This is a genomic window from Bradyrhizobium sp. UFLA05-153 (assembly GCF_054185185.1).
In genome coordinates, this window is record NZ_JBBIAM010000046.1 from 42501 (window position 1) to 65959 (window position 23459).

The window sequence follows — 23459 nt, forward strand, 5'->3', positions numbered from 1 at the left end:
TGTTGAGCAGGTCCTGGCCGCCGCCCCACAACAGCCAGGAGATGTGCTGGCGCGTGTTGAGCCCGAACGGCAGCGAGGTGCCGAACGTGAACGCAGGGTTCTTGCCCCAGTAGTAGTAGAGCGCCGTGTTGCCGATCTCGACTGTGCCGTTCGACACGGCGTCGAGCACCTGGAGGCCCGGGACGATTTCGCCGGCGGCGAAGGGTTGGATCTGGAAGTGATTGTCGGTGATCTCGGCGACGCGCTTGCAGAAATATTCGCAGCCGCCATAGAGCGTATCGAGCGCCTTCGGCCAGCTTGCCGCCAGCCGCCACCTCACGTCCGGCATCGACTGTGCGATGGCCGGCGCAGCAATCGTGCTCGCGGCAAGGCCAAGACCGCCCGCCGTCAGAAACTTACGACGTTCCATGCGTTTCCCCTCTGTTGTAGTCGAATGCTCGACGAGGGATCGCGACCTTGTTGTCGCTTGTTGTTCGCCGGCAGCCGACGCTTTTTTTTGTCCGAACTCTGTCAGGCCCGGATCGCAGTCAGGATGACGAAAGGGAAACCGCAAATCAAGGCCGCCGCCCTCAGCCGTTCGACGTGTGGTTGATCAATGCTGCGCTGCGAACGCAGCCTCCATGGCCTTGCGGATCCTGACCGTCTCGTTATTGGCGTCGAATTCGACGTCGCTCCAGCGCACCACCTGGCCATGCGCGACGTCTTGTCTCAGCTTGACCCTGTGGGCAAGGCCGATCGGCAGCGCGCCGATCTTCAGGCTGCTTGCTGCCGGCATCAGCTTGCCCCACACGGTATAGCCGCCTTCCCCGTCAAGCATCTCGCCCCCGCGAAGATTGCGCTTGGCGACCGCCGCGACGTCGCCGCGGAAGCCTGTCGCTTGACCAGTGGGCTCGCCGCGCAGCGCCGCCGACAGGATCGAGATGTTCAGTTCCAGTCCGATCAGATGATAGGGCTTGTACATTGCGGCATAACGGCCGCTCGCGTCGGTCTTCAGGCCGTACTGCCTGAAGCAATCCGCGGCGTAATCGTTCGGCGCCTCCAGCACGACATAGACGCCCCAGCGCAAATCGCGAAACACCGGCCGGCCGTCACGCTCGAGCGATGACACAACTTCGACCACGCCTGATCGCTCCAATGCACCACCCTTGTCGCGCGGTCGCATGATGTGCGGGAGGTCGTCGACGCCGCATGGGGGAAACAGCAGCCCATCCGTCGGTACATCGAGCGTGCAGGCATTGGCGATCGCCGCCATCTCGATCGCCGACTTGGTGCCGTCGAGAAAGGAATTGAACATCTGCGGATTCATCCCGGCCGACTGCGCGTCGCCCGCAGTGAGGCCGTAATGCTGCCAGACGCCATCGGGCGTTACGTCGTGATAGGACGGCAGGTATTTGGTGCCCTTGCCGGCCGCGACCACACGAAAGCCGGTAGCGCGCGCCCAGTCGACCATCTCGGCCGTCAGCGCCGGCTGATCGCCATAGGCGAGCGAGTAGACGACACCCGCTTTTCGCGCTTCCTGTGCCAGCAGTGGGCCCGCCAGCACGTCGGCTTCGACATTGACCATCACGATGTGCTTGCCGGCCGCGATCGCCGCACGCGCGTGGCGGATGCCGACGGCGGGATTGCCGGTCGCCTCGACCACGACGTCGATCGGGCCATTCATCGCGCGCACGCCGTCATCGGTGAAGCTGGTCGCCGCGATGCGTTCGGCGTCCCAACCCACCGTCCGGCACGCCTCGCGCGCACGGTCGCGGTCGAGATCGACGATGACGGGCACCTCCAGCCCCGGCACATGCGGCACCTGCGACAGGAACATCGAGCCGAACTTGCCGGCGCCGATCAGCGCCACGCGCACCGGCTTGCCGGCGGCAGCGCGGACCTGGAGGAGGGAGAAGAGGTTCATGTTGCTATCCGATCAAGTATCGTGTCCCGGACGCGGTGCAGCGTGAAACGCTGCTCCGCAGAGCCGGGACCCAGAAAGAGAAGTGCGAGTGGCATGGGCCCCGGCTCAGCAGCGCACCGCTTGCGCGCTGCGCTGCGTCCGGGGCTCGAGACCTATCTACTCCGCCGCCTGCCGCGGCGCACGTGCGAGCCGCAGCAGCGCGTCGTCGTCGACCGTCCTGATCGGCGCAAAATCGCGGTGCGCGATGTACTCCGGCCGCGTCGGCTTGCGGATGTAGTTCGAGACCGCGTTCAGCGTCAGGTACACGATCTTGCGCGGGTAGGGCGTGATGTTGCCGCTCGAGCCGTGCACGAGATTGCCGTGGAACATCAGCATGCCTCCTGGCTTGCCGGTCGGCGCGACGATGCCGCCCTGCTTGACGAGGCGCGTCACGGTTTCCTCGTCCAGCGTCCACAGCGGATAGGAGGTGGTTGCAAGATCGTGCGAGGCCTCCAAGTCGCCGGCATTCTGGCTGCGCGGCACCAGCATCAGGGGACCGTTGATCGGCATCACCTCGTCGAGGAAGATCGCGATGTTCATCGCGCGCGGCTCGGGCATGCCGTCGTCGCGCTTCCAGGTGCCGTAGTCCTGGTGCCACTGCCAGACGTCGCCGGTGAAAGCCGACTTCGCGTTGATCTTGAACTGGTGCATGTAGACCGGCTCGCCGAACACCTGCTCGACCGGCTCGATCATGCGCGGATGCCTGCCAAGCACGCCGAAAGCCTGGTTGTAGAGATGCGCGGCGAAGGCCGTGCGCGGCGCGCCACTCTTCTCGCGCCAGACCTCGGGCCGGTCAGTGTCGTAGATGCCGACCGCCTCGCGCGCGAGGAAATCGACCTCCTCTTGGGCAAACAGCTCGGGGAGGAACAGCCAGCCCTCGCGATGGAAGAACTCCGATTGCTCCTGGCTCAGTTTCATGGGTGCATCCTTCGTTGATTATTATAGTTGTCATTCCGGGGCACGCGAAGCGTGAACCCGGAATCTCGAGATTCCCCGTTGCGCAATTGCACATCTGAGGTCTGGTCCGTCGGACCATCCCGGAATGACGGCGCGAATTGCTACGCGGCTTCCTCCGTCGCTCTCAATCTCTCCTCGGTCATTCGTCCGGCCGTCTGCGCATGCGCAAGCGCGGCGCGCTCCGCCGCTTTGGCTTCACCGGCCAGAATGTGTCCGGCAATCGTCGCGTGCTCGGCCCAGGCGCTCTCGCGATAGTCGAGTTCGGACAGCACGGTCGCCATCGAGCGGCGCATATGCGGCCATTGCGGCGCGATCGTCTCCTCGATCACGGGATTGCCGGCGAGGTGATAGATCGCACGGTGAAACTCGACGTCGAGCGCGATCAGTTCGTTCAATGACGTCTTGCGGTTGATGGCGCGTCCGGCGCGCAACGCGGCCGCAAGCCGCTCGCGTCCCGCGGCATCGCTCGCGATCCGTTCAGCGGCGAGCCGCGCCGCCAGCGCATCAATGGCGCTGCGCACCTCGTAGAGCTGACGAATGCGCGTGGGATCGAGTTGAGTGACTTCGAACCCGCGCCGGCCGCTATCCGCGACGAGACCTTGCCGATGCAACAGATGCAGCGCATGCGACACCGGCTGGCGCGACACGCCGAGCTTGTCAGCCAGTTCGTTCTGTCGGATGCGTTGACCGGGCTGCAAGGTGCGATCCGTGATCGCCTCCAGGATGCGCGCATAGACCTGGTCGATCAGATTGGGCAGCGGGTCGAGCGGGATCACGCCGGCGGCTCCTTTCGGAATACGGAATTCCGTATGCGAAACTATCGCGGGAGGAGCGGGGGCGTCAAGCGGGCCGTAGATCATCATTTCTGGCGGACTAATCTATTGAAGATGCTTGACTTTTTATCCCTCCCACAGGCGGGGTGGGGTGAAGCCGCTACTTCTTCCCCTGCTCGATCAGCATGCGCGTCATCAGATAGAGCCGCGGCACGATCGAATGGGTGTCGATGTACTCGTCGCGGGCGTGATAGCCGAAGCCGGCAAGGCCAAAGCTTTCGACCACGACCGCCTTGCCACTGCGATTGGCATAGCCGGCGTCGGTCCCCCCACCCGTCATCTCGGCGATGTCGAGCTTGCGACCGAGCTCCGCGTAGATCGCCTGTCCCTCCTGTGCGAGCGCGCGGCCGCGCTCGCCGGCAACGAAGGGCGGACGTCCCGGCACGATCGACACCGTCGTCTCGGTGTCGGGCACAAGCTTGTTCTTGATCTTCTCGTCGAGCGCGGCCTGGAGCTTGGCAATGCCGTCGGAAACGGTGAGGCGGATGTCGGCGCCGGCCTCGGCATCTTCCGGAATCTGGTTGCGCACGGTGCCGGCCTTCGACGTCGTCCAGTTGAGCTGCGTGCCGGGGATGGATTTCGCGACATCCTGGGTTTGCAGCAGCTGGTGCGAAAGCTCGATCAGCGCGTTACGGCCGCGGTCCGGCGCCGCGCCGGCATGCGAGGCGCGTCCCTTCACCTTGATCGTTCCAGTCGCGGTGCCGCTGGCACCCAGCAGCAGTGAATCGTTCTGCGCCGGCGGCGAGGCGGCCGTCGGCTCGCACGACAGCACCACGTCATGCTGATCGGCGAGCTCTGAGATGAATTCGCCCGAGCCGATCGAGCCGACCTCCTCGTCCGGATTGAGGGAGACCGTGAGCGTGGCGTAGTCGCGCCAGCCTGTGTCTTTCAGGATCTTGAGCGTGTGCAGGATCACGGCGATGCCGCCCTTGTCATCGGCAATGCCGGGTCCGAAGATCTTGGTGCCATCGGCATGGTACGGCTCAGTCGCGAGAATGCCGCGCTGATACACCGTATCCATATGCCCGATCAGCATCAGCTTGCGCTTGCCGGTGCCCTCGAAGGTGCCGACGACGATATCGGCGCCGGCGCCTGCCGTGGTCTTCTGCCGCCGCGTCGTCGCGCCCAGCGCTTTCAACCGCGCTTCGGTGAAGTCCGCCATCTTCGCGAGCCCCTCGACATCGCTGCTGCCGCTCTCGATCATCACCATATCGTGCAGCGTCTCGATCAGCGGCGCCTTTTCCTGCTCGGCGGCGGCCTTCAGCTTCTCGTCGGCGGCCGTGAGCGCCGTGGCGTTGGCGCTCACAAGGACGAGCAGGGATACGGCGAGGAGGGGAACGAGGCGGAGTGTCATCGAGCTGTCCTTCTGCGTCTCGCGCGCCGGCACCGCGCGCGATTGCCAATCAGCTTAGCATCGCCGCCGCATCGACTCCAAGACGCGTTGCGCCCTACTTCTCCAGCACCTCCACGTCCAATGCGCCGATCGCTTCTGGATTGGCGATCGCCTCGATCCCGGCGATCCTGTCGCCTTTGAAAGTGACGCGCAGCGCGATCCGCAAATGCCCACCGAGGATGACAGCAACACCCATTTTGCCATCGACGAGTGCGGGCCGTGCAGCCTGGGCGCGTCCCCTAAACGTCTCGGCGACAGCCGTGGCGCCGCGGATCTCCGGCAGCGAGCCGAGTCGCACCGCGGCCTCATCGGCGCGCACGACGACGTCGGGATCGAGCACGGCGAGCAGTCCCTCGAAATTACCCTCGCGCGAGGCGGCCAGAAACGCATCGACGATCGTCCGCTGCCGGGAAAAATCCGCATCCGGCACCGGCGCGCCCTGCACACGGCGCCTGGCGCGGCTCGCGAGCTGGCGCGATGCATCCACCGAGCGACCGACGATCGGCGCGATCTCTTCGAAGGGAACGGCGAACATGTCATGCAGCACGAAGGCGAGCCGCTCTGCCGGTTGCAGCGTCTCCAGCACCACGAGGAGCGCGGCGCCGACGGAATCGGCCATCTCGGCCTCGCGCTCACGCGCATCGTCGACCGGCTCCGGCACGTCCGGGCCAATCGGATCCTCGCGGCGCGATTTGCGTGCGCGGAGCATGTCGAGGCAGATGCGCGCAACAACGGTGGTCAGCCAGCCCCGCAAATTCGCGACATCCGAGGTGTCGCTGCGGCTGAGCCGCAGCCATGTCTCCTGCACGGCGTCGTCGACCTCGCCGCGCGTGCCCAGCATCCGGTAAGCGACGCTGCGCAAATGGTCCCGATTGGCCTCGAATTGCCGGGCTAGAAAATTTTCTTCAGTCATCGGTCACATCCCCTGGTCGTGGTCCGTCATGCCCATGACGAGACAAATTCGGCCGATGTGACCGGATCCGTCGAAATTCCTCTCGCCGGAACTTCCGGCTTCGAAATGGAGACACGACATGATGCACGCACGTATGAATCATCCGGTCATGGTCCTGCCTGAGGCCATGAAGGCGATGCAGGCGCTGAACGAGGTGAACAAGCAGGGACTGCCGGAAAAACTCCTGGAACTCGTGCACCTGCGCGCCAGCCAGATCAATGGCTGCAGCGTCTGTGTCGATATGCATCCCAAGCTCGCCCGCAAGGCTGGCGAGACCGATGAGCGGCTGTTCGCGGTCTCGGCCTGGCGCGATACGCCCTATTTCACCGAAGCAGAGCGCGCCGCGCTGGCACTCACTGAGGCGGTCACGCGTCTTGCGGATCGGGCAGACCCCGTTCCGGATGCGATCTGGAACGAGGCTGCCAAGCATTTCGACGAGCGCGAGCTTGCGACCCTGATCCTCTCGATCGCCACGATCAATGTCTGGAACCGCCTGAACGCGACAATCAAGATGCCGGTCGGCGTGTGGAAGGTGTAGCGAGGCGAGCACCGGTCTTCCTTCTCCCCTTGCGGGAGAAGGTGGCGCGAAGCGCCGGATGAGGGGTTACATCCGCGAATTCACTTTAAGAGATGTATGCGCGGAGCGAGACCCCTCACCCGTCTCGCCGCCGCGTTCCGCGCCGTCGATCCACCCTCTCCCGCAAGGGGAGAGGGGAAGAGAACTACCCCTCCAAGAACTCGCTCACCACCTTGCCATACTCGTGCGGCGCCTGTTCGAACATCCAGTGGCCGGCATTCGCGATCACCGCCGTCTTCGCGCCGGCGATGTGCTCGGCCAGCACGCGCCAGATCACCGACAGGCTGCCGGTCGTCGCGCCGCCGCCGATCAGTAGCGTCGGCGTCGTGATCGCCTGCGCGTCGGCCAGCATGTAGGGCTTGCGCTGCTCGTTGAGCTGGCCGAGGAAGGTGACGACGTTGTCGCGCAGTTGCTGTTTCGCGGCCGCCGGCACGCGCCGCCAGGTGCCGTCGCCCTCGATGCCCTCATAGAAATTCCGGAGCGCGCCTTCGACGTCGCCGGCATGGATCATCTCGACCGAGAGCGCCGTGCGCGCGGCGAGCGGTGGATGGGCGGGCATGTCTGCCGGGACTGGCAGGCTTGCATCGAGATCGCCGCCGGGCTCGGCGAGCACCAGCTTGCGCAACAGGTCAGGCCGCGCCTGCGCCACGCGAAACGCGATGTGCCCGCCGCGCGAATGCCCCATCAGATCGACCGACGCGTGCCCGATTCTTTCGATGAAGCCGATGACGTCGGCGACATGCTGGGCCATCTTGTAGTCCTCGCCGGCGCCGTTCCAGTGCTCGGGAAAGAAATGCCGCAGGCTGACCGCGATCACGCGATGCCTTTTCGAGAGCGGGCCGAGCACCGAATACCAGGTGCGGAAATCGCCGAGCGTGCCGTGCACGCAGACCAGCGGCAAGCCTTCTCCGACCTCGAGATAGGCCATGTCGTATCCGTTGACGTGAACAGTCTGCATGATCAGCCCGCCAGAAAATCCAGCACCACGTCCGAATATTTTTGTGGCGCCTGCTCGAACATCGGATGCGTCGTGTTCGCGATGATCGCCGTCCTGGAGTAGGGCACATGCGCTGCGAGCGCGTGCAGCACTTTCGGCAGCAGGCCTTTGGTCCGGGCACCGAGGATGAACAGCGTCGGCATCAGAATCGACTCCGCATCGACCTTTGAAAATGGCGGGCGGTTATCCCTGACCTGGCCGATCAGAGTATACGCGTTGTCGCGCAGATTCTGCTTCACCATCGCCGGCAGCCGCGGCCAGGTGCCGGGTCCCTCCAGCGTATCCACGAACACGGCGAGGCCGCCATCGACGTCGCCGGCCGCGATCTTCTCCGCGGAGGCCGTGAAACGCGCCAGCAGCGGCGAGGGACCGCCGGTGTAATCCGGATCAAGGCTCGCATCGAGTTCGCCGCCGGGCTCGGCGAGAATCAGCCGGCGCAGCAGATCCGGCCGCGCCTGCGCGACACGAAAGCAGATGTGCCCACCGCGGGAATGGCCCATCAGGTCGACGGGACCGGTATCGAGCTTCTCGATGAAGGCGATGACGTCGTCGACATGCTGCGCAATGGAATAGGTGTCGCCGACACCGTCCCATTGCGCCGGGAAGAAGTGCCGCAGGCTGACGCAGATCAGCCGGTGCCGCTGCGACAGCGGTCCGAGCACGCTGCCCCAGACCCGGAAATCGTTGAGCGAACCGTGCACGCAGACTAGCGGCGGTCCCGCCCTGGCTTCGCCCACGTCGAGATAGGGCATATCATATCCGTTGACGTGAAGGCTCTGCATGAAGGCTCTCGAAAGGCGCGGGGAACTCCTGTGCAAGATTCCCGGAAACCGGGTGGATCGCAACTATTTCCAAGCCTACATTTCGCGGGAAGATCACAAGCGGGGGCCTGCGACGAGGAAGAGCCCAGGAACCTAGTCATGACTGACCAGCATTTCGTCCTGTTCGAGACCAAAATCGGCCTGTGTGCCATCGCCTGGGGCCCGCGCGGCATCAACGGCGTGCAACTGCCGATGGGCGGCGAGGACAAGATCCGCACCCGCATCCACCAGCGTCACGCTGATGCCAGCGAGGCCCAGCCGACGGCCGAGGTGAAGCAGGCGATCGACCGCATCGTCAAGCTGCTCGATGGCGAGCCGGATGATCTCACCGACATTCCGCTCGATCTCGATGGTGTTCCCGACTTCAACCGCGGCGTCTACGAGATCGCCCGCACCATCCCGCCCGGCAAGACCATGACCTATGGTGATATCGCCAAGCGACTCGGCGGTGTCGAATTGTCGCGCGAGGTCGGCCAGGCGCTCGGCCGCAACCCGTGCCCGATCGTCGTCCCCTGCCACCGCGTGCTCGCCGCCGGCAACAAGCCCGGCGGCTTCTCCGCCAATGGCGGCGTGGTGACGAAGCTGAAAATGCTCGAGATCGAAGGCGCGCTGGTCAACCACACGCCGAGCTTGTTTGATTGAGCTCTGGCCTTTTCCCTCTCCCCGTTCTTACGGGGAGAGGGTTGGGGTGAGGGGCTGTCTCCGCAAATTCGACGACCGTTGGACTCGCGGAGAGTCCCCCTCACCCGCCGCGCGTTCCGCGCGTCGGCCTCTCCCCGCAGGCGGGGAGAGGCGAAGCAAGCGCTCACACCGCCGCGCAGACGAACGCGTTGCCCTTGCGGCGGATCTTGCCGCTCGACGGCGAGGGGAAATGCGCGGTGCAGCACAGCGTATCGGTGTCGCAATAGCGCTCCAGGAAACTGCGCCGGGTTTTCGCCGCCTGCGCCTGGTCGACGTCGAACTTGATCGACAGCTCCGGATAGAGCGTCTGGAGCGGCGAGTGCATGAGATCGCCGGAGAACACGGCGTCGTCCTTGCCGCGGCCGAAGGTGAAGGCGACGTGGCCGGGCGTGTGACCCGGCGTCGGCAGGATGCGAACATGATCGCCGATCTGATGGTCGTTGCTGACCAGCTCATGGCGTTTGGCTTCGACCACCGGCAGCACGCTGTCGACGAAAGGCGGCACGGGCGCCTTCGCGTTCTGCTCGGACCAGTAGTCGAACTCCTGCCTGGCGAACAGATAGCGCGCCTTGGGGAAGGTCGGCACCCAGCGGCCGTTCTCCAACCGCGTATTCCAGCCGACGTGATCGACATGCAGATGCGTGCACATCACAAAGTCGATGTCATCGACCGAGACACCGGCGTCGCCCAGCGCACGCAAATACGTATCGTCGGTCTTCATGTGCCAGGCCGGCCGCTGCGGGCGTGGCTTGTCGTTGCCGACGCAGCTATCGATCAGGATGGTGTGATGCGGTGTCTTCACCACATAGGACTGGAAGCAGAGCATCAGCACATCGTTGTCGTCGAGCGCTTTCGCCTGCTTCATCCACGCCCGGTTCTCGGCCAGCACCTCCGGTGTCAGCCCGGGCAAGAACTCCAGCGCTGCGAAGAAGGGGGCTTCCTGCTCGATGACGCGATGGATGGTGAGATCGCCGACCGAAAATGTGAGGCTCATGCTAGCTTCTCCTGGTATCAATGCGCGTCGCGCACGGATGGAATGACGATATTGGAAAGGATGTCGATGGCGGCCACGCCTTCCTTCGGCTGACCATACTGCGCAGCGGTGGTCATCATGACGAGATCAAGCTCGGGCACGATGAAGATACGTTGGCCGCCCCAGCCGAAGGCGCCGATCCATTTGATTTCCCTGCCGTCTGCGAGCGAGCGACCCATCCACCATTGATAGCCGTAGAACAGCGTACTGCCAAAATAGCCGATCGCCTGGAAGCGCGGCGCGATCGATTGCGCGATCCACTCTGCCGAGACGATCTGCTGGCCGTTCCACTGCCCGCGATTGAGCACGAGCTGGCCGACCTTCGCCGCATCGCGCGGCCGTAGGCGGAGGCCGGCGGCAGCTGCGACCTTGCCGTTCTTCGGATAGGCCTTCCACTCGAGGTCGGTGACGCCGAGCGGCTGAAACAGCGCCTCGCGCGCGAAAGCTTCCAGCGGCTTTCCCGAGACGCGCTCGATGATGTTGCCGAGCAGATCGGTCCCGCCACCATTGTAGGTCCACAGCGTATCCGGTGGCGCGGCGACAGGTCGTGACAGCACATAGCCGATCGGATCCGGCTCGAAGCCGAGATGCGGCTCGTCGTTCTTGGGATCGGTCCAGGCCCGCGCCTCGTCCCATTTGATGCCGGAGGACATCGTGAGGAGATGGCGTAGCGTGATGGTTTCCCACCCGGCCTGCTTCTCGGCCTGGTAGTCGGGGAAAAATTTCAGCACGGGCTCATCGGCGCTGGCGATCAGCTTGCGGTCGATAGCGATGCCGACCAGCAGCGACGTCACGCTCTTGGATGCCGAGCGCATGTCGTGCTTGGTGGTGGCCGTGAACTCGTGTTGGCCTTCCGGCTGTCCCCAGGGCTGATCGTATCCGGGAAAATATTGCTCGAAGACGAGCTTGCCGTGACGCGCGACGACGACCGAATGGACTGCGGTAGCCCGTTGCTCGAGCCGCGCGGCGATGCCGCAGAGCAGCGTGCCATCCATGCCGACGCTCTCGGGCGACGCGGTCACCCAGCCGTCGTCGATCGACGATGGCGAACCGCAGGCGAGATTTCGTTGTCCAGGCGCTATGCCATCAGCTCGCACATAAGCCGCTGAGACGGTCAACGCGAGCGCGAGGCTCGCGCCGAGAATTTTGAGGCGGGGAGAACGGTCGCGCATCGTCATTTCTCCCGGAATATCGTCGCTACGCGGCCGGCGGCACCGAGATCTTCACGGAGGGCCGCTCCAGCATCTTCTGATGGAAAGCGTCGAGCTTCGGATAGGCCTTGCGCCAGCCGCAGTCGGCGAAACGGAAGTCGGCATAGCCGAGCACGCAGACGAGGCCGATCTGCGAGATGTCGAACGGACCGTTCAGGACTTCGGGGCGGTTCTCGAACCGCGCCATGCCGGTCCAGGCCCGGTTCCAGTGGTCGTCCGACCAGGCCTGCCATTGCAGGCCCTGCGGCCGCACCATCCTCTCGTAGCGGCACAGCAGCATGGAATCGAGCATGCCGTTGATCAGCGAATGATCGGTCTTGGCCGACCAGCGGCGCGGGCCGTAATCCGGGATCAGATTGCCGCCGGCGAGCTCGTTGAGATATTCGACGATGACGTAGGAATCGAGGATCACCTCGCCATTGTCGGTGATCAGCACTGGCAGCTTCTTCAGCGGCGTGATGCGCGAATAGTCCTCATTCGCCTGCCCCGGCGCGACGGTTGCGGTGACGAACTCGATCTTGTCGACGAGCCCAAGCTCGATCGCGGCGATGCGCACCTTGCGCGCGAAGGGCGAGGCCTGGGAGAAGGTGAGTTTCATTTCAATGTCCTAGGGCGGATGCGGCAGTTCAAGTTCGTCATTGCGAGCGAAGCGAAGCAATCCAGATTGTCTCCGCGGAAATAGTCTGGATTGCTTCGTCGCTTCGCTCCTCGCAATGACGGTGTGGCAGCGGTCGAGACCGTTGCCTACGCCGCGACGATCTCCTGGCGCTGCTCGCCGAGGCCTTCGATGCCGAGCGCGACGACGTCGCCGACATTGAGGTAGGTCGGCGGCTTCATGCCCATGCCGACGCCGGGCGGCGTGCCGGTCGTGATGATGTCGCCGGGCAGCAGCGTCATGAACTGCGAGACGTAGGAGACGCACTTGGCCATGGTGAAGATCATGGTCGCGGTCGAGCCGGTCTGGCGGCGCTGGCCGTTGACGTCGAGCCACATCGACAGGTTCTGCACGTCCTTGATCTCGTCCTTGGTGGCAAGCCACGGTCCGAGCGGACCGAACGTGTCATGCGACTTGCCCTTGGTCCACTGACCCAGGCGCTCGGTCTGGAAGTGGCGCTCGGAGACGTCGTTGCAGACGCAATAGCCGGCGACGTAATTGAGCGCATCGGCTTCAGAGACGTATTTGGCACGGGTACCGATGATCGCGGCGATCTCGACCTCCCAGTCGAGCTTGGTAGAGCCGCGCGGCTTCTCGACCGGATCGTTCGGGCCGGAAAGCGCGGTGTTGGCCTTCATGAAGATGATCGGCTCGGTCGGGATCGCCGCGCCGGTCTCCTTGGCGTGGTCGCTGTAGTTGAGGCCGATCGCGACGAATTTCGAGATCCCGGTGACGGGGGCGCCGAACCGCGACTTGCCCGCGACGGCCGGCAGCGAGGCCGGATCGAGCGCTGCGAGCTTCTTCAGGGACTCCGGCGTATAGGCCTCGCCGGTCAGGTCCTTCACATGGGCCGAGAGGTCGCGCAGCTGGCCGGATTTGTCGATCAGGCCGGGCTTTTCTGCACCTTTTTCACCATAACGAACAAGCTTCATTCTCGTCTCTCCCTGGGATGGACTGGTCGGTTAAATAGCTTCATGGAACAGGGCGGCGGGAATTTCAACCGCCTATGGGCCCGTGCATTGCAGCCCTCTCAATTCGGATGATCGCAGGGTGGGTTAGCGAAGCGTGACCCACCTCTTTCGCTTTGCGCTGAGGCAGACAATGGTGGGTTACGGCTAGCGGACTGCGCTTCGCGCAGCCGCGGGGCTAACCCACCCTACGATTGTAACGCCACGAACTTGAACGCGTCTCCGTCGCGCTTGATGTGTCCGCCGGAGAAATGCCCGCCGATCACCAGCGTCGCGGTATCGGCGAAACGCGAGAACAAATCGCGCCGCGTCCTGGCTGATTGTTGCGGGTCGGAATCCACCGTCGAACACCAGTCGAGATGCGCCATCTGGCAGGGGTGGTGGGCGGCATCGCCGGCGAGCAACGCCTGCTCGCCGCCGGAGCGGATCAGGACGCTCATGTGGCCCGGGCTGTGGCCGGGAGTCGGGATCATGCTGATCTCCTCGCACAGCCGGTGGTCGCTCGGGATCAGCTCAGCAAGGCCGGCGTCCACGATGGGTTTCACGGAATCGGTGAACACGGCCGCCTTGTCCGGTTCGGTCGAGTGGTCGCGCCAATACTCGTATTCCGTTCTGCCGAAAACGTAGCCGGCGTTCGGGAAACTCGGCACCCATTGGCCGCCATCGAGCCTCGTGTTCCAGCCGACATGATCGACATGGAGATGCGTGCACAGCACCGTATCGATGCTATCTGGCGCAAAGCCCGCCGTCGTCATCATCTCCAGAAACGGCGTGTTGCGGTTGTTCCAGGTCGGGACGTTGCGGCCCTGCTTGTCGTTGCCGAGGCCGGTGTCGACGACGATGCGGCGCGACGGCGTCTCTACCACCAGCGAATGGATCGACATCTTCAGCCGGCCCTGCTCGGTGGCGAAATGCGGGATCAGCCAGGGCAGTTTTCGGATTTCCTCATTGCTTGCCAGCGGCAGGATGAAGCGCGTCGAGCCGACCGTCTCCATTTCCACGAATTTGGTGATCCTGACCTGGCCTACCGTCCACCGCATCCGGCGCGTCCTCTTGTTCTGGTTGGAGCGGACATTGCGGGTTTCCGCCAGCCGCCGCAATGGATCATCCGCTGTGATGCGGCGTTATCGGGGGAACCCAGGAGGGAGCCATGCCGGAGCTAGCGATTTCCGCCGAGAAAGTCGCCTTCTTGATCGAGAAGGCGCGCGAGTACGACGTCAAGGAGACCGACTCCGATCCGGACTCGGGGTCAAATCCAACGGATGACGATGCGATCGACGTGCTGCAGGACAACGGCTCCGATCCGGTCGGCCGCGAGATTACAAGCTTCATTGCCGCCCTGAACGAGGACGAGCAGATCGATCTCGTCGCGTTGATGTGGCTCGGGCGTGGCGATGGTGGACCGGACGATTGGGAGGATCTACGTGCCCGTGCCGTCGAGGCGCGCACCGAGTATCAAAATCCCCGGCGAGAAACCGCACACTATCTCTTGGGTGAGCCGATGCTGGGCGATCTGCTCGCCGATGGCCTCGACGCGTTCGGCGTCGACTGGACCGACGAGCGCTCGAGCGCGGATTCGTCAGGCTTCAGCGAGCGCGACGAGGACGAGCCGACGAAGCGGCGGTGATCGAAGTCCCTTCTCCCCTTGTGGGAGAAGGTGGCGCGAAGCGCCGGATGAGGGGTTGTCTCCGCGAACTCACATGATGCAGTCTGACTCGTGGAGAGAGACCCCTCACCCGCCTCGCTTCGCGAGGCACCCTCTCCCACAAGGGGAGAGGGCAAGAGAGCCTACATCGTCCCGGGGAACGCACCGCCGTCGAGCAAGATGTTCTGCCCGGTGATGAAGCCGGCCTTGGCGCCGCATAGGAAGGCGCAGGCGTAGCCGAACTCGCCGGGATCGCCGAAGCGGCCGGCGGGATTGAGCTTTGCGCGCTCGGCCAGAAGCTGCTCCGGCGTGATGCCGCGCTTGTCGGCTTCGGCCTTCGCCGTGCCGCGCAGGCGATCGGTCTCGAAGGGGCCCGGCAGCAGGGCGTTGATGGTGACGTTGTTGATCACCGTCTTGCGCGAGAGGCCGGCGACGAAGCCGGTAAGGCCGGCGCGTGCGCCGTTGGAGAGGCCCAGGATCTCGATCGGCGCCTTCACGGCGGCCGAAGTGATGTTGACGATGCGGCCGAACTTGCGCGCCATCATGCCGTCGACCGTCGCCTTGATCAGCTCGATCGGGGTCAGCATGTTGGCATCGATCGCCTTGATCCAGTCGTCGCGGGTCCAGTTGCGGAAATCGCCGGGCGGCGGGCCGCCGGCATTGTTGATCAGGATGTCCGGATCGGGGCAGGCCTTCAGCACGGCCTCGCGCCCGGCCGGCGTCGTGATGTCGCCGACGATCTCGGTGACCGTCACGCCCGGGTTGGCCTTCCGGATCTCCTCGGCCGTTGCCTTCAGCGCGTCCGCGCCGCGTGCGGTCAGCGTGACATGCACGCCCTCGTTGGCGAGCGCCATGGCGCAGGCGCGCCCGAGGCCCTTGCTCGATGCGCAGACGATGGCGCGGCGACCTTTGATCCCAAGATCCACTGTTTCACTCCGTAATGTCAGGCAGGTTTGGAGGCACCACTGTAGCCAACCTCGCTCCCGTTGATAAGAGACGGGCTGTAGCCAAAATGCATGGCGCGCCCGCGGAAGAAGGTCACGCCGCGTCAGATGGGCCGCTCCCTCTTGATGCGATCGATGGCGGCCGCGGCTTCAGGCGGCAGGGACTTGAATCCCATCTGTCCGGCAGCGGAGAACAGCGGGCGCAATTGCGAGCCGACGAGGAACGGCGGCTGCCGGTTGGCAGGCACTAATTGATCGAAGACCAGGACCAGCGTTGTCGCGACGAGGCCGACCCGCACGGCTCCGAGCGCTGCGCCGCCTATGCGGTCTCCGAGCCCGGCTTCGCCGACTGCATCGTCCAGCGCGGCGCGGCCGAGATGTCCAAGCGCCATGCCGGTTGCGACGAAAACGCCGAAGAACAACACCCAGCCCTGAAGCAGAGGCGAAGCGCTCTCACCGACCACGTGGGGTGCGATGAGCGACACCATCCAGATGGAGATCGGTGCAGCCAGGAGATAGGCCAGGATGGTCATCGCACTGCGCAGCAGACCGGTCCTGAAGCCGAATCCTATCGCCACAGCCAGCGCTGCATAGACTGCGAGATCGAAACTGTTCATGAGCTGCGCCCTGCCTGCATGGAACGAGTGAACGGCAAACCCATCATTCCGGTTTCAGATCACTAAAATCGTCTGTATCTATGCGGGGGGCACACCCTGGAACCTTGCCATGTCAGACGTATTCGACGTCAGTAAAGAAACCATCCTCATTACCGGCGCGAGCCAGGGCCTGGGGCGCCAGTTTGCGCGCGTGCTCGCCGCGCACGGCGCCGCCGTCGTGCTCGCCGCGCGCCAGACGAACAAGCTCAAGGCGCTCGAAGCGGAGATTCGCGGCAAGGGCGGCCGCGCTGCGGCGATCGCGCTCGATGTCACCGATACGGGGTCGATCGCCAAATCGGTCGATGCCGCGGAGGCGGCGCTCGGTCCCATCACCGTGCTGATCAACAATGCGGGGATCGCGATCGAGAAGCTCGCGACCGAGCAGACGGAAGCGGACTGGGATGCCGTGGTCGGCGCCAATCTCAAGGGCGCCTATTTCCTTAGCATCGAGCTGGCGCGACGAATGATCGCACGCAAGCAGTCAGGCAATATCGTCAACATCGCCTCCGTGCTCGGCACCGGCGTGTTGAAAGCGGTCTCGCCTTACGCCATCTCCAAGGCCGGCATGATCCAGGCGACGAGAGCGATGGCGCTGGAGCTTGCGGGGCAAAACATCCGCGTCAACGCGCTGGCGCCGGGCTATATCGACACCGAGATGAACCACGATTTCTGGTCGACGCCGGCAGGCGAGCGCCTGGCCAAGCGCATCCCCCAGCGCCGCGTCGGCGCCGAGTCCGATCTCGACGGAGCGATCCTGCTGCTGGCCTCAAAGGCCTCGCGCTACATGACGGGCAGCGTGGTGACGGTGGACGGCGGGTTTCTGCTGAGTTGATTCTTCTTCGCCTCCCTTCACCCGGATTGCATCGAAGATGCAATCCGGGTGAAGGGGAACCTCCGCGAGCCGTCTGTTGTTGTGATCGCGGAAGCAGCCCCTCACCCCAACCCTCCCAGCGCGAGCGAAGCTCGTCGCGCCCCCGTAAGAACGGGGAGAGGGAGAGCAGTTCGTCACCGCATCTCCGCCCTGATCATATCCGCGGCCTTCTCGCCGATCATGATGGTCGGTGCGTTGGTGTTGCCGCCGATCAGCGTCGGCATGATCGAGGCGTCGACGACGCGCAGGGCCTCGAGGCCATGCAGCCTGAGCTTTGGATCGACCACGGCGAGCGGATCGGTGCCCATCTTGCAGGTGCCGACGGGGTGATAAACTGTGTCCACGCGGGCGCGCAGAATGTTGCGGATGTCGTCGTCGGTGCGCACGTCGGCGGTGAAGACATCCTTCTGCTGGAGCGCGCGCAGCGCCGGCGCCTCCATCAGGCGCCGCGTGGTCTTGAAGCCCGCGACCATGCTCTCGAGATCTTCTTCCTCGCCGAGAAAATTCGGATCGATCAGCGGGGCCTGCTTCGCATCACTGCTTGCGAGCGACACGCTGCCGCGGCTCTTCGGCCTGAGCAGGCAGACATGGCAGGAGAAACCGGTGCCGCCGTGGCGCTTGCGGCCGTGGTCGTCGACCATGGCCATGCCGAAATGCAGCTGGATGTCGGGGATGTCGAGATCGGGCCGCGTCTTCAGGAAGCCGCCGCATTCGGCGAAGTTGGAGGTGAGGGGACCGCGCCGCTCCTTGCGATATTGCAGGATGGCGCGGATCAGCCGCGGCATGCCCTTCAGCGAGATGCCGGCAAAATTCGGGTTGTCGGACATGTAGCCGAAGATGAAGTCAGGATGGTCCTGAAGGTTCTGGCCGACGCCCGGTAAATGATGCACGTTCGCGATGCCGTGCTCACGAAGCGCGGCTGCATCGCCGACGCCTGACAGCATGAGCAGGTGAGGCGACTGGAACGCTCCGGCAGCCAAAATCACCTCGCGTCGCGCGCGCAGCTGCTTCAGCTCCTTGCCCTGCCGATATTCGACGCCGACAGCACGCTTGCCCTCGAACAGGATCCGCATCGCATGCGCCCCTGTCTCGACGCGCAAATTCGCGCGCCGGTTCATGTGGGGATGAACATAGGCACGCGCCGCGCTCCAGCGCTCGCCGTTCTTCTGCGTCACCTGGTAGATGCCGAGGCCTTCATGATCGTCGGCGTTGAAATCCTCGCGGATGCGGAATTGCGCTTCCTGCGCGGCCTGCAAGAAGGTCTGCTGAACCGGATTGCCGGAGCGCAAGCGATTGACCGCGAGCGGGCCGCCCTTGCCGTGATACTCGCCGCCGAAATCGGCGTTGTCTTCCGAGCGTTTGAAATAGGGCAGCACGTCGGCATAGGCCCAGCCGGTGTTGCCGAGCGAGGCCCAGTGGTTGTAGTCCCAGCGGTGGCCGCGGATATAGACCATGGCGTTGATCGCGGAGGAGCCGCCGAGCCCCTTGCCGCGCGGCTGATAGCCGATGCGGCCGTTCAGCCCCTTCTGCGGCACGGTGTTGAAGGCCCAGTTGTTGACGGTGCCTGCCACCATCAGCACCAGCGCGCCGGGCGTGGTGACGACCCAGTTGTCGCAACGGCCGCCGGCATCGAGCAGCGCGACCGAGGTCTGCCCGTCCTCTGAGAGCCGTCCCGCCACCGCGCAGCCGCCTGAGCCCGCGCCCACGACGACGAAATCGAATGTGTCAGTCATTGTTGTTCCCCCCGCAGTTTTCTTTTTCTTGTCATTCCGGGGCGATGCGAAGCATCGAGCTATGATGCGAAATTGCGCATCTGAGAATCCATTCATCCGCGTCACGTGTTGCGAAATGGATTCCGGGCGCGCGCTACGCGTGCCCCGGAATGACGATGCGGGCCTCAGCTTGCTGAAGGCCCTAAAGCCCGATTCGCCCGACTGGCGCTGCCGGAGGCGCCGACGACGCCCATCGGCTGGTTGACATGGCGTTTCCCCGTTATCTTGTTGCCACAGGCTGGCCCTTTGCGGAACTTATGGCAAGTGCTAGCTTTTTCGGCCCGTTACGGGTGCATTTGGCCTGTCATAAAGTCGAAAAAAACGTCCCGCCGGGCCTTTCCAAAGCGGACGGCGGTTGATACATAGCCCTCGCACCCGACGGGCTTTGCCTCGGGGTTGCCTTCCAAGGAAGCCTTTGGGACGCGAAAGCAAGCCACGCCACGCGCGCTGGTCCGCATTCACCGTCTCAGGTCGTCTTCGGGGGGCGTTGCAAAAGTTTAACGCGGGGTGGAGCAGCCCGGTAGCTCGTCAGGCTCATAACCTGAAGGTCATAGGTTCAAATCCTATCCCCGCAACCACTGATACCGACACTCCCGCAGCCGAGGCTGCGGGAGTTTTGGTTTGTGCCCCCTTTTCCGTGTTACGCGCAGCAGTCCAGCTCAGGATGGTGCCCAAATCGCCATGAAGCGTGGCGTCGATTTGGCCGCGCTTGGCACCTGGGCGGAGAACGATGCGTTCGATCAGGCCACGAAGAGCCTGGGCGGCCTCGGCCCGGTCTTCCGGACGGTTCAAAGCCTCGGTGAGGTGGGCGACCTTCTTGCCGTAGAGTTGCGAGGCGCTCGGGAGAATGTCCGGGGTATCCGCAGGGGCTTCGGCGAGCAGGGCAGAGAGCTCCGCTTTGCGAGCCTCCAGCGCGTCCATCGCTGCGATCATCGACCGCTGGAACATGCCCTCCTTGATCGCTTCGATGATTCCGTGGATTTGCTTCTCGACCTTCGCCAGTTCAGCACGCCAAGCATCGCCGCTGGCACGCCGCTCGCGGTTCAGCCGGTTCATCTCCTCCGCATAGGCGCGCATCGCTTCTGCGACCACGTCTGGCGCCAGTAACCGGTCCTTCAGCCCGCCCAACACGCGTTGTTCGAGCTCGCTCCGCGCCAAGGTGCGGCCGTTCGAACAGGATCCGTTGCTGACATGTGCCGAGCAGACAAAGCGGTCAGCGCCGCGGAGCGAACACGGGCCATCGCACAAGCCGCAGAGCACAAGTCCCGAGAATAACGACTTTGGGCGGCGAGCACTGTTAAGCCGTTTGTTCGCGTGGTGCTCGCGGACGGCCGCCGTCACATTAATAAATTTTTCGGCGATCTCACTTTGCTTTGCCTTCACTAGCTGCCAGAGCTCGTCGTCGATGATGCGAAGCTCTGGGACTTTGGTCACGATCCATTCGGATTCCGGATTGAGACGCGAGATGCGTTTCCCCGTCGAAGGATCCTTAACGTAGTGCAGCCGATTCCAGACGAGATGACCCAGGTAGAGCTCGTTGTTGATGATCCCGGTGCCGCGCTTGATGTGGCCGCGGATCGTCGTGTCGTTCCACAGCTTGGTCTCAGGACCTGCAACGCCTTCGGCGTTGAGCTTCACGGCGATCGCTCGCGGGCTGATGCCAGCGGCGAACTCACGAAAGATGCGCCGGATTACGCCGGCCTGGGCCGGATCGATCTCTCGGTCTCCTCGGATACGATCTCCGCGCTCGTCCAGCCGCTTGATGACGCGGTATCCGTAGCAAAGCCCGCCACCGGACTTTCCACCCTCTACCCGACCTCGCAAGCCGCGGTGCGTCTTCGCAGCTAGGTCCTTCAGAAACAGAGCATTCATGGTCCCTTTTAGACCGACGTGAAGCTCGGTGATTTCCCCTTCGGCTAAGGTGACGATCGGAACGCCGGCAAAGCGCAGTTGCTTGAACAGGGTTGCCACGTCCGCTTGGTCGCGGCTAATGCGATCGAGCGCCTCGGCGAGCACGACGTCGAACGCACGGCTCTGAGCATCCAGCAACAAGGCTTGGATGCCCGGACGAAGGATCATGCTCGCACCGGAAATTGCGGCATCCTTGTAGGAGCTGACGATCGTCCACTTTTCGCGCATTGCGCGCTCTTTGCAGATACGAAATTGATCTTCGATTGAGGCGTCCCGTTGATTATCGGACGAATATCGGGCATAGAGCGCAACTCGCGTCATTGACTTCCCCTGGCATTCCTTTCGCGCCGACACATGGCGCCATGTCGCGGCAAACTATTGAATGAACGCGGCATTTATATGCGCGCGCACCCGGCTATACGTTTGATAAGGAAATGGATATCGCCAGCATCGAGGAAAGGTCCGGAGCGAACTAGGTTATGCAGAGTAAGGCAACGCCGCCTGATGACCGTCTTCGCTCACATCCCATTTGCTTCGCACTCGAAGAGCTACATAATGGACGACGTGCGGTGAGCGTCGGCTAAGCTATGGCTAGATTTGGGTGATTTCTTCCTCGGGCGAGGCATAGGCTGATCGACGATTTTTGATATCGTCACGGGCCATTTGTCTTCCGATCAGGCGGGCGAGGCGAAGGACTGACTGTTCCGAAGCATTCGCCTGACTGACTGCTTCAGCTACAGGCGAAAGCCCGGAATTTTCGACGCTCTTGATTTTCAAGACTGTGCCTCCGCTGGCACAGTCAAAACAAAGCTGCCGTGGAAGTGAAAGTGCGCAAAAACGTCTATGCGGATTTCGGATACATTTGCGTGTAAGTGGGCCGCTCAGTAGTATCGGTGCCCTAGAGCATGATCCGGAAGTGCGGAGCGGTTTTCCGAAAACATCACGCTCAAACAACAACCTAAAGTGCGATGGTGATTAATCCTAATCTCATCGCGCTTTAGCGCACGACCTGCCGCAATCCTGCTGCGCGCCCCGCTTCCCTCCACCCAGGGCGACGACAACGCCTTCGGCAGCTTCCCCAATCACGGGAAAAGGATACTGGGAAATATGCCGCTCTCTGACATCACGCCGCACGTCCTTCCGGCATAGCTCTGCAAGAATTGCAAAGATCTGGGAGTTACCGATGTCACGATCGCCGCATTGGTCGGGCATGCGAAGGGGACAGGCCCGCGATCTGATTGCCGTTTACGCGAGCCCCTCTTTTCCGCTGGTGCTTGGGCAATTCACTTGGAGCAGCGCTTGAAGTGAAGATACAAGCACCAACCGCCGACGTCCGACGGACCTCGTGTCCAGTTTTCCTGCGCCTATCAACTCGTAGACTTTCTTACGCCCCTGGCCGGTGGCTTGGCACGCTTCGTCGATCGTACAGGTCAGCCGCTCGGCAACGCGCCTTAAACCTCGGATGACTGATCGAGAAGTCGGGTAAGCTCAGGGAATTGGCGCGCAATGCCCGGCATTCAGACCCAGGGTTAGGCTGCCTACAAAACGCAGCAGCTCAAGCATCTCAGTCCTATAATCCTTTGCGCCTTTTTTGCCGCAAGGCGGCGAGCGGCCCCGTGATCGTGCCGGAAAAATGCATTTACTCATAGTAACAGCAGGAATAGTGCACTCGATTCAAATAGTAATCTATGCGTCGGCCGGTCGAGCGGCGACGGCAAGGAGTGCTGCTCTCGCTCTGTGACGTAATCGCGAGCGTTGCATGCCCCATCACGACCTTGTCTCGTGAAGTCTCCTGGCACTGACTGCGGCTGGCATTGCGCTGCTTTGCTCTAGCCGGCTCGCCTTTGCCTTGACCTCAAGCCAACATACTGACTGCCTTTCACGCTGCAGGAAATGATTGTCGCTCGGCCATGCAGCAGAGAAGGACGCAGGCAGATCATCTGGAACTGCAAGAGTTGTTCGATGGTCCCTCGTGAGCCGGTTGCAATGAAGAGATACTTTTTTGATATCCGCGACGGCAGCCAATTCATCCGTGACGATGAAGGTAGAGCTGCCGGACATCGAGTCTGCGCGGCAGGAGGCGACCGCTGCGCTTTCGGAGATAACCCGCGAATGGGGCAGAGACAGGTCGCAGCATCGAATGGCAGTTGAAGTTCGCGATGATCGTGGCCCAATCTTGGCGGCAAGATTTAGCTTCGTAATCGAATAGCGCGACGTGATAGCCCTCGGTTGGAATCGAAATGCAATTTCGGACGCCGATTGACAGTCGAATTCGCGAATCTATAGCCGCCTTCGCGTTTCGTCCATTAACGCGATTGTCGGAACGATGATGACAACCGTACCGGGATGCTTCGCGGCTATAAATGCGTCGATGATGAAGCTCTTGCCGAAGCTCGTTGGGGCGCTTACCGCGATGCTCTTCCCGTTCATGAGTCTGGCGAGGACGGTGGATTGCTCGCGGTGCAGGGTTGCCAATCGGCGGCCAACGTCGACCTCAAATGCGCGATGCACGTATTTCTGATCCCACGACGCGCTGGCAAGTTGCAGATAGGGAAATAGACCGGTTGCGCGAATCATATGGTTCACCAACTGCACCTAGGGCGTCTTGGTCCGATCCAAATCCTGTCTCTTATACACATC

At 63.2% G+C, this 23459-nt stretch carries 25 protein-coding genes, 1 tRNA gene and 2 pseudogenes (1 of these 28 only partly in view); 8 read left to right on the forward strand and 20 right to left on the reverse strand.

Annotated elements, in window-relative coordinates:
* From Q2941_RS25650 to Q2941_RS25675, 6 genes are all read right to left on the reverse strand, one after another.
* Positions 1 to 409, reverse strand: partial view of a TRAP transporter substrate-binding protein gene (locus tag Q2941_RS25650; RefSeq protein WP_027522176.1) — the 5' end (the start) only. It extends 680 nt beyond the left edge of the window; the window shows 409 of its 1089 coding nt (coding positions 1-409); the start codon lies at positions 407 to 409; the stop codon falls past the left edge of the window.
* Positions 410 to 592: 183 nt separating this feature from the next.
* On the reverse strand, positions 593 to 1903 hold the full coding sequence (locus tag Q2941_RS25655) for an NAD(P)H-dependent oxidoreductase (RefSeq protein WP_458194070.1): 1311 nt from the start codon (positions 1901 to 1903) through the stop codon (positions 593 to 595).
* Positions 1904 to 2059: 156 nt separating this feature from the next.
* A complete protein-coding gene (locus Q2941_RS25660; RefSeq protein WP_027522178.1) occupies positions 2060 to 2860 on the reverse strand; it encodes a phytanoyl-CoA dioxygenase family protein in 801 nt (266 codons plus the stop codon).
* Positions 2861 to 3000: 140 nt separating this feature from the next.
* Complete coding sequence (locus Q2941_RS25665; RefSeq protein WP_458194071.1) at positions 3001 to 3675, reverse strand: GntR family transcriptional regulator; 675 nt, start codon at positions 3673 to 3675, stop codon at positions 3001 to 3003.
* 157 nt (positions 3676 to 3832) lie between these two features.
* Positions 3833 to 5086: a M20/M25/M40 family metallo-hydrolase gene (locus Q2941_RS25670; RefSeq protein ID WP_458194072.1), complete on the reverse strand. Its 1254-nt coding sequence runs from the start codon at positions 5084 to 5086 to the stop codon at positions 3833 to 3835.
* Between the two features lie 94 nt (positions 5087 to 5180).
* Complete coding sequence (locus Q2941_RS25675) at positions 5181 to 6038, reverse strand: sigma-70 family RNA polymerase sigma factor (RefSeq protein ID WP_027522181.1); 858 nt, start codon at positions 6036 to 6038, stop codon at positions 5181 to 5183.
* A 121-nt stretch (positions 6039 to 6159) separates the two neighbouring features.
* Between Q2941_RS25675 and Q2941_RS25680 the strand changes: the two genes are divergently transcribed.
* Positions 6160 to 6615: a carboxymuconolactone decarboxylase family protein gene (locus tag Q2941_RS25680; protein WP_035661913.1), complete on the forward strand. Its 456-nt coding sequence runs from the start codon at positions 6160 to 6162 to the stop codon at positions 6613 to 6615.
* A 184-nt stretch (positions 6616 to 6799) separates the two neighbouring features.
* Here the strand turns inward: Q2941_RS25680 and Q2941_RS25685 are convergent, their stop codons facing one another.
* Entirely contained in the window at positions 6800 to 7612 is an 813-nt protein-coding gene (locus Q2941_RS25685) for an alpha/beta fold hydrolase (protein WP_027522183.1), read from the reverse strand.
* A gap of 2 nt (positions 7613 to 7614) precedes the next feature.
* The gene (locus Q2941_RS25690; protein ID WP_458194073.1) at positions 7615 to 8433 is read right to left on the reverse strand and encodes an alpha/beta fold hydrolase; all 819 of its coding nucleotides are present in this window, start codon (positions 8431 to 8433) and stop codon (positions 7615 to 7617) included.
* Between the two features lie 138 nt (positions 8434 to 8571).
* On the opposite strand from Q2941_RS25690, the gene Q2941_RS25695 reads away from it, so the two are divergent.
* Positions 8572 to 9114, forward strand: a complete 543-nt coding sequence (locus tag Q2941_RS25695) for a methylated-DNA--[protein]-cysteine S-methyltransferase (RefSeq protein ID WP_027522185.1) — start codon at positions 8572 to 8574, stop codon at positions 9112 to 9114.
* A 163-nt stretch (positions 9115 to 9277) separates the two neighbouring features.
* On the opposite strand, the gene Q2941_RS25700 is transcribed toward Q2941_RS25695, so the two are convergent.
* From Q2941_RS25700 to Q2941_RS25720, 5 genes are all read right to left on the reverse strand, one after another.
* Positions 9278 to 10147, reverse strand: a complete 870-nt coding sequence (locus tag Q2941_RS25700; RefSeq protein WP_458194074.1) for an MBL fold metallo-hydrolase — start codon at positions 10145 to 10147, stop codon at positions 9278 to 9280.
* Between the two features lie 17 nt (positions 10148 to 10164).
* Positions 10165 to 11358, reverse strand: a complete 1194-nt coding sequence (locus Q2941_RS25705; protein ID WP_458194075.1) for a serine hydrolase domain-containing protein — start codon at positions 11356 to 11358, stop codon at positions 10165 to 10167.
* Between the two features lie 25 nt (positions 11359 to 11383).
* Positions 11384 to 11995, reverse strand: coding sequence for a glutathione S-transferase family protein (locus tag Q2941_RS25710; protein ID WP_458194076.1), 612 nt, complete (start codon positions 11993 to 11995; stop codon positions 11384 to 11386).
* A 146-nt stretch (positions 11996 to 12141) separates the two neighbouring features.
* Entirely contained in the window at positions 12142 to 12984 is an 843-nt protein-coding gene (locus tag Q2941_RS25715) for a fumarylacetoacetate hydrolase family protein (RefSeq protein WP_458194077.1), read from the reverse strand.
* A gap of 224 nt (positions 12985 to 13208) precedes the next feature.
* Positions 13209 to 14060: an MBL fold metallo-hydrolase gene (locus Q2941_RS25720; RefSeq protein ID WP_458194078.1), complete on the reverse strand. Its 852-nt coding sequence runs from the start codon at positions 14058 to 14060 to the stop codon at positions 13209 to 13211.
* A gap of 110 nt (positions 14061 to 14170) precedes the next feature.
* Between Q2941_RS25720 and Q2941_RS25725 the strand changes: the two genes are divergently transcribed.
* A complete protein-coding gene (locus Q2941_RS25725; RefSeq protein ID WP_027522191.1) occupies positions 14171 to 14647 on the forward strand; it encodes a DUF3775 domain-containing protein in 477 nt (158 codons plus the stop codon).
* Between the two features lie 161 nt (positions 14648 to 14808).
* Here Q2941_RS25725 and Q2941_RS25730 read toward each other — a convergent pair whose 3' ends face one another.
* Both Q2941_RS25730 and Q2941_RS25735 read right to left on the reverse strand, forming a co-directional pair.
* Positions 14809 to 15591 carry an SDR family oxidoreductase gene (locus Q2941_RS25730; protein WP_027522192.1) on the reverse strand — a complete coding sequence of 261 codons (783 nt, stop codon included), beginning with the start codon at positions 15589 to 15591 and terminating at the stop codon, positions 14809 to 14811.
* 122 nt (positions 15592 to 15713) lie between these two features.
* Positions 15714 to 16226 (reverse strand): CvpA family protein, encoded by a 513-nt coding sequence (locus tag Q2941_RS25735; protein WP_254110694.1) that lies wholly within the window; start codon positions 16224 to 16226, stop codon positions 15714 to 15716.
* A gap of 109 nt (positions 16227 to 16335) precedes the next feature.
* Here Q2941_RS25735 and Q2941_RS25740 point away from each other — a divergent pair, with 109 nt between their 5' ends.
* On the forward strand, positions 16336 to 17097 hold the full coding sequence (locus tag Q2941_RS25740; protein ID WP_458194079.1) for an SDR family NAD(P)-dependent oxidoreductase: 762 nt from the start codon (positions 16336 to 16338) through the stop codon (positions 17095 to 17097).
* 173 nt (positions 17098 to 17270) lie between these two features.
* Here Q2941_RS25740 and Q2941_RS25745 read toward each other — a convergent pair whose 3' ends face one another.
* On the reverse strand, positions 17271 to 18869 hold the full coding sequence (locus Q2941_RS25745) for a GMC family oxidoreductase (protein WP_458194080.1): 1599 nt from the start codon (positions 18867 to 18869) through the stop codon (positions 17271 to 17273).
* A gap of 540 nt (positions 18870 to 19409) precedes the next feature.
* Here Q2941_RS25745 and Q2941_RS25750 point away from each other — a divergent pair.
* Positions 19410 to 19486: transfer RNA gene (locus tag Q2941_RS25750), tRNA-Met, on the forward strand.
* Positions 19487 to 19589: 103 nt separating this feature from the next.
* Entirely contained in the window at positions 19590 to 20015 is a 426-nt protein-coding gene (locus tag Q2941_RS25755) for a hypothetical protein (protein ID WP_458194081.1), read from the forward strand.
* Between the two features lie 21 nt (positions 20016 to 20036).
* Here the strand turns inward: Q2941_RS25755 and Q2941_RS25760 are convergent.
* Positions 20037 to 21140, reverse strand: a pseudogene (locus tag Q2941_RS25760) (recombinase family protein); the annotation flags it as partial.
* 270 nt (positions 21141 to 21410) lie between these two features.
* Positions 21411 to 21596 (reverse strand): hypothetical protein, encoded by a 186-nt coding sequence (locus tag Q2941_RS25765; RefSeq protein WP_458194082.1) that lies wholly within the window; start codon positions 21594 to 21596, stop codon positions 21411 to 21413.
* 270 nt (positions 21597 to 21866) lie between these two features.
* Here Q2941_RS25765 and Q2941_RS25770 point away from each other — a divergent pair.
* A pseudogene (locus Q2941_RS25770) lies at positions 21867 to 22043 on the forward strand (integrase); the annotation flags it as partial.
* 21 nt (positions 22044 to 22064) lie between these two features.
* Here the strand turns inward: Q2941_RS25770 and Q2941_RS25775 are convergent.
* Positions 22065 to 22283, reverse strand: coding sequence for a helix-turn-helix domain-containing protein (locus tag Q2941_RS25775; protein WP_458194084.1), 219 nt, complete (start codon positions 22281 to 22283; stop codon positions 22065 to 22067).
* Between the two features lie 574 nt (positions 22284 to 22857).
* Between Q2941_RS25775 and Q2941_RS25780 the strand changes: the two genes are divergently transcribed.
* A complete protein-coding gene (locus Q2941_RS25780; protein WP_458194085.1) occupies positions 22858 to 23028 on the forward strand; it encodes a DUF6894 family protein in 171 nt (56 codons plus the stop codon).
* Between the two features lie 71 nt (positions 23029 to 23099).
* Here Q2941_RS25780 and Q2941_RS25785 read toward each other — a convergent pair whose 3' ends face one another.
* Positions 23100 to 23396 (reverse strand): DEAD/DEAH box helicase, encoded by a 297-nt coding sequence (locus Q2941_RS25785; protein WP_458194086.1) that lies wholly within the window; start codon positions 23394 to 23396, stop codon positions 23100 to 23102.
* Positions 23397 to 23459 lie beyond the last annotated feature (63 nt).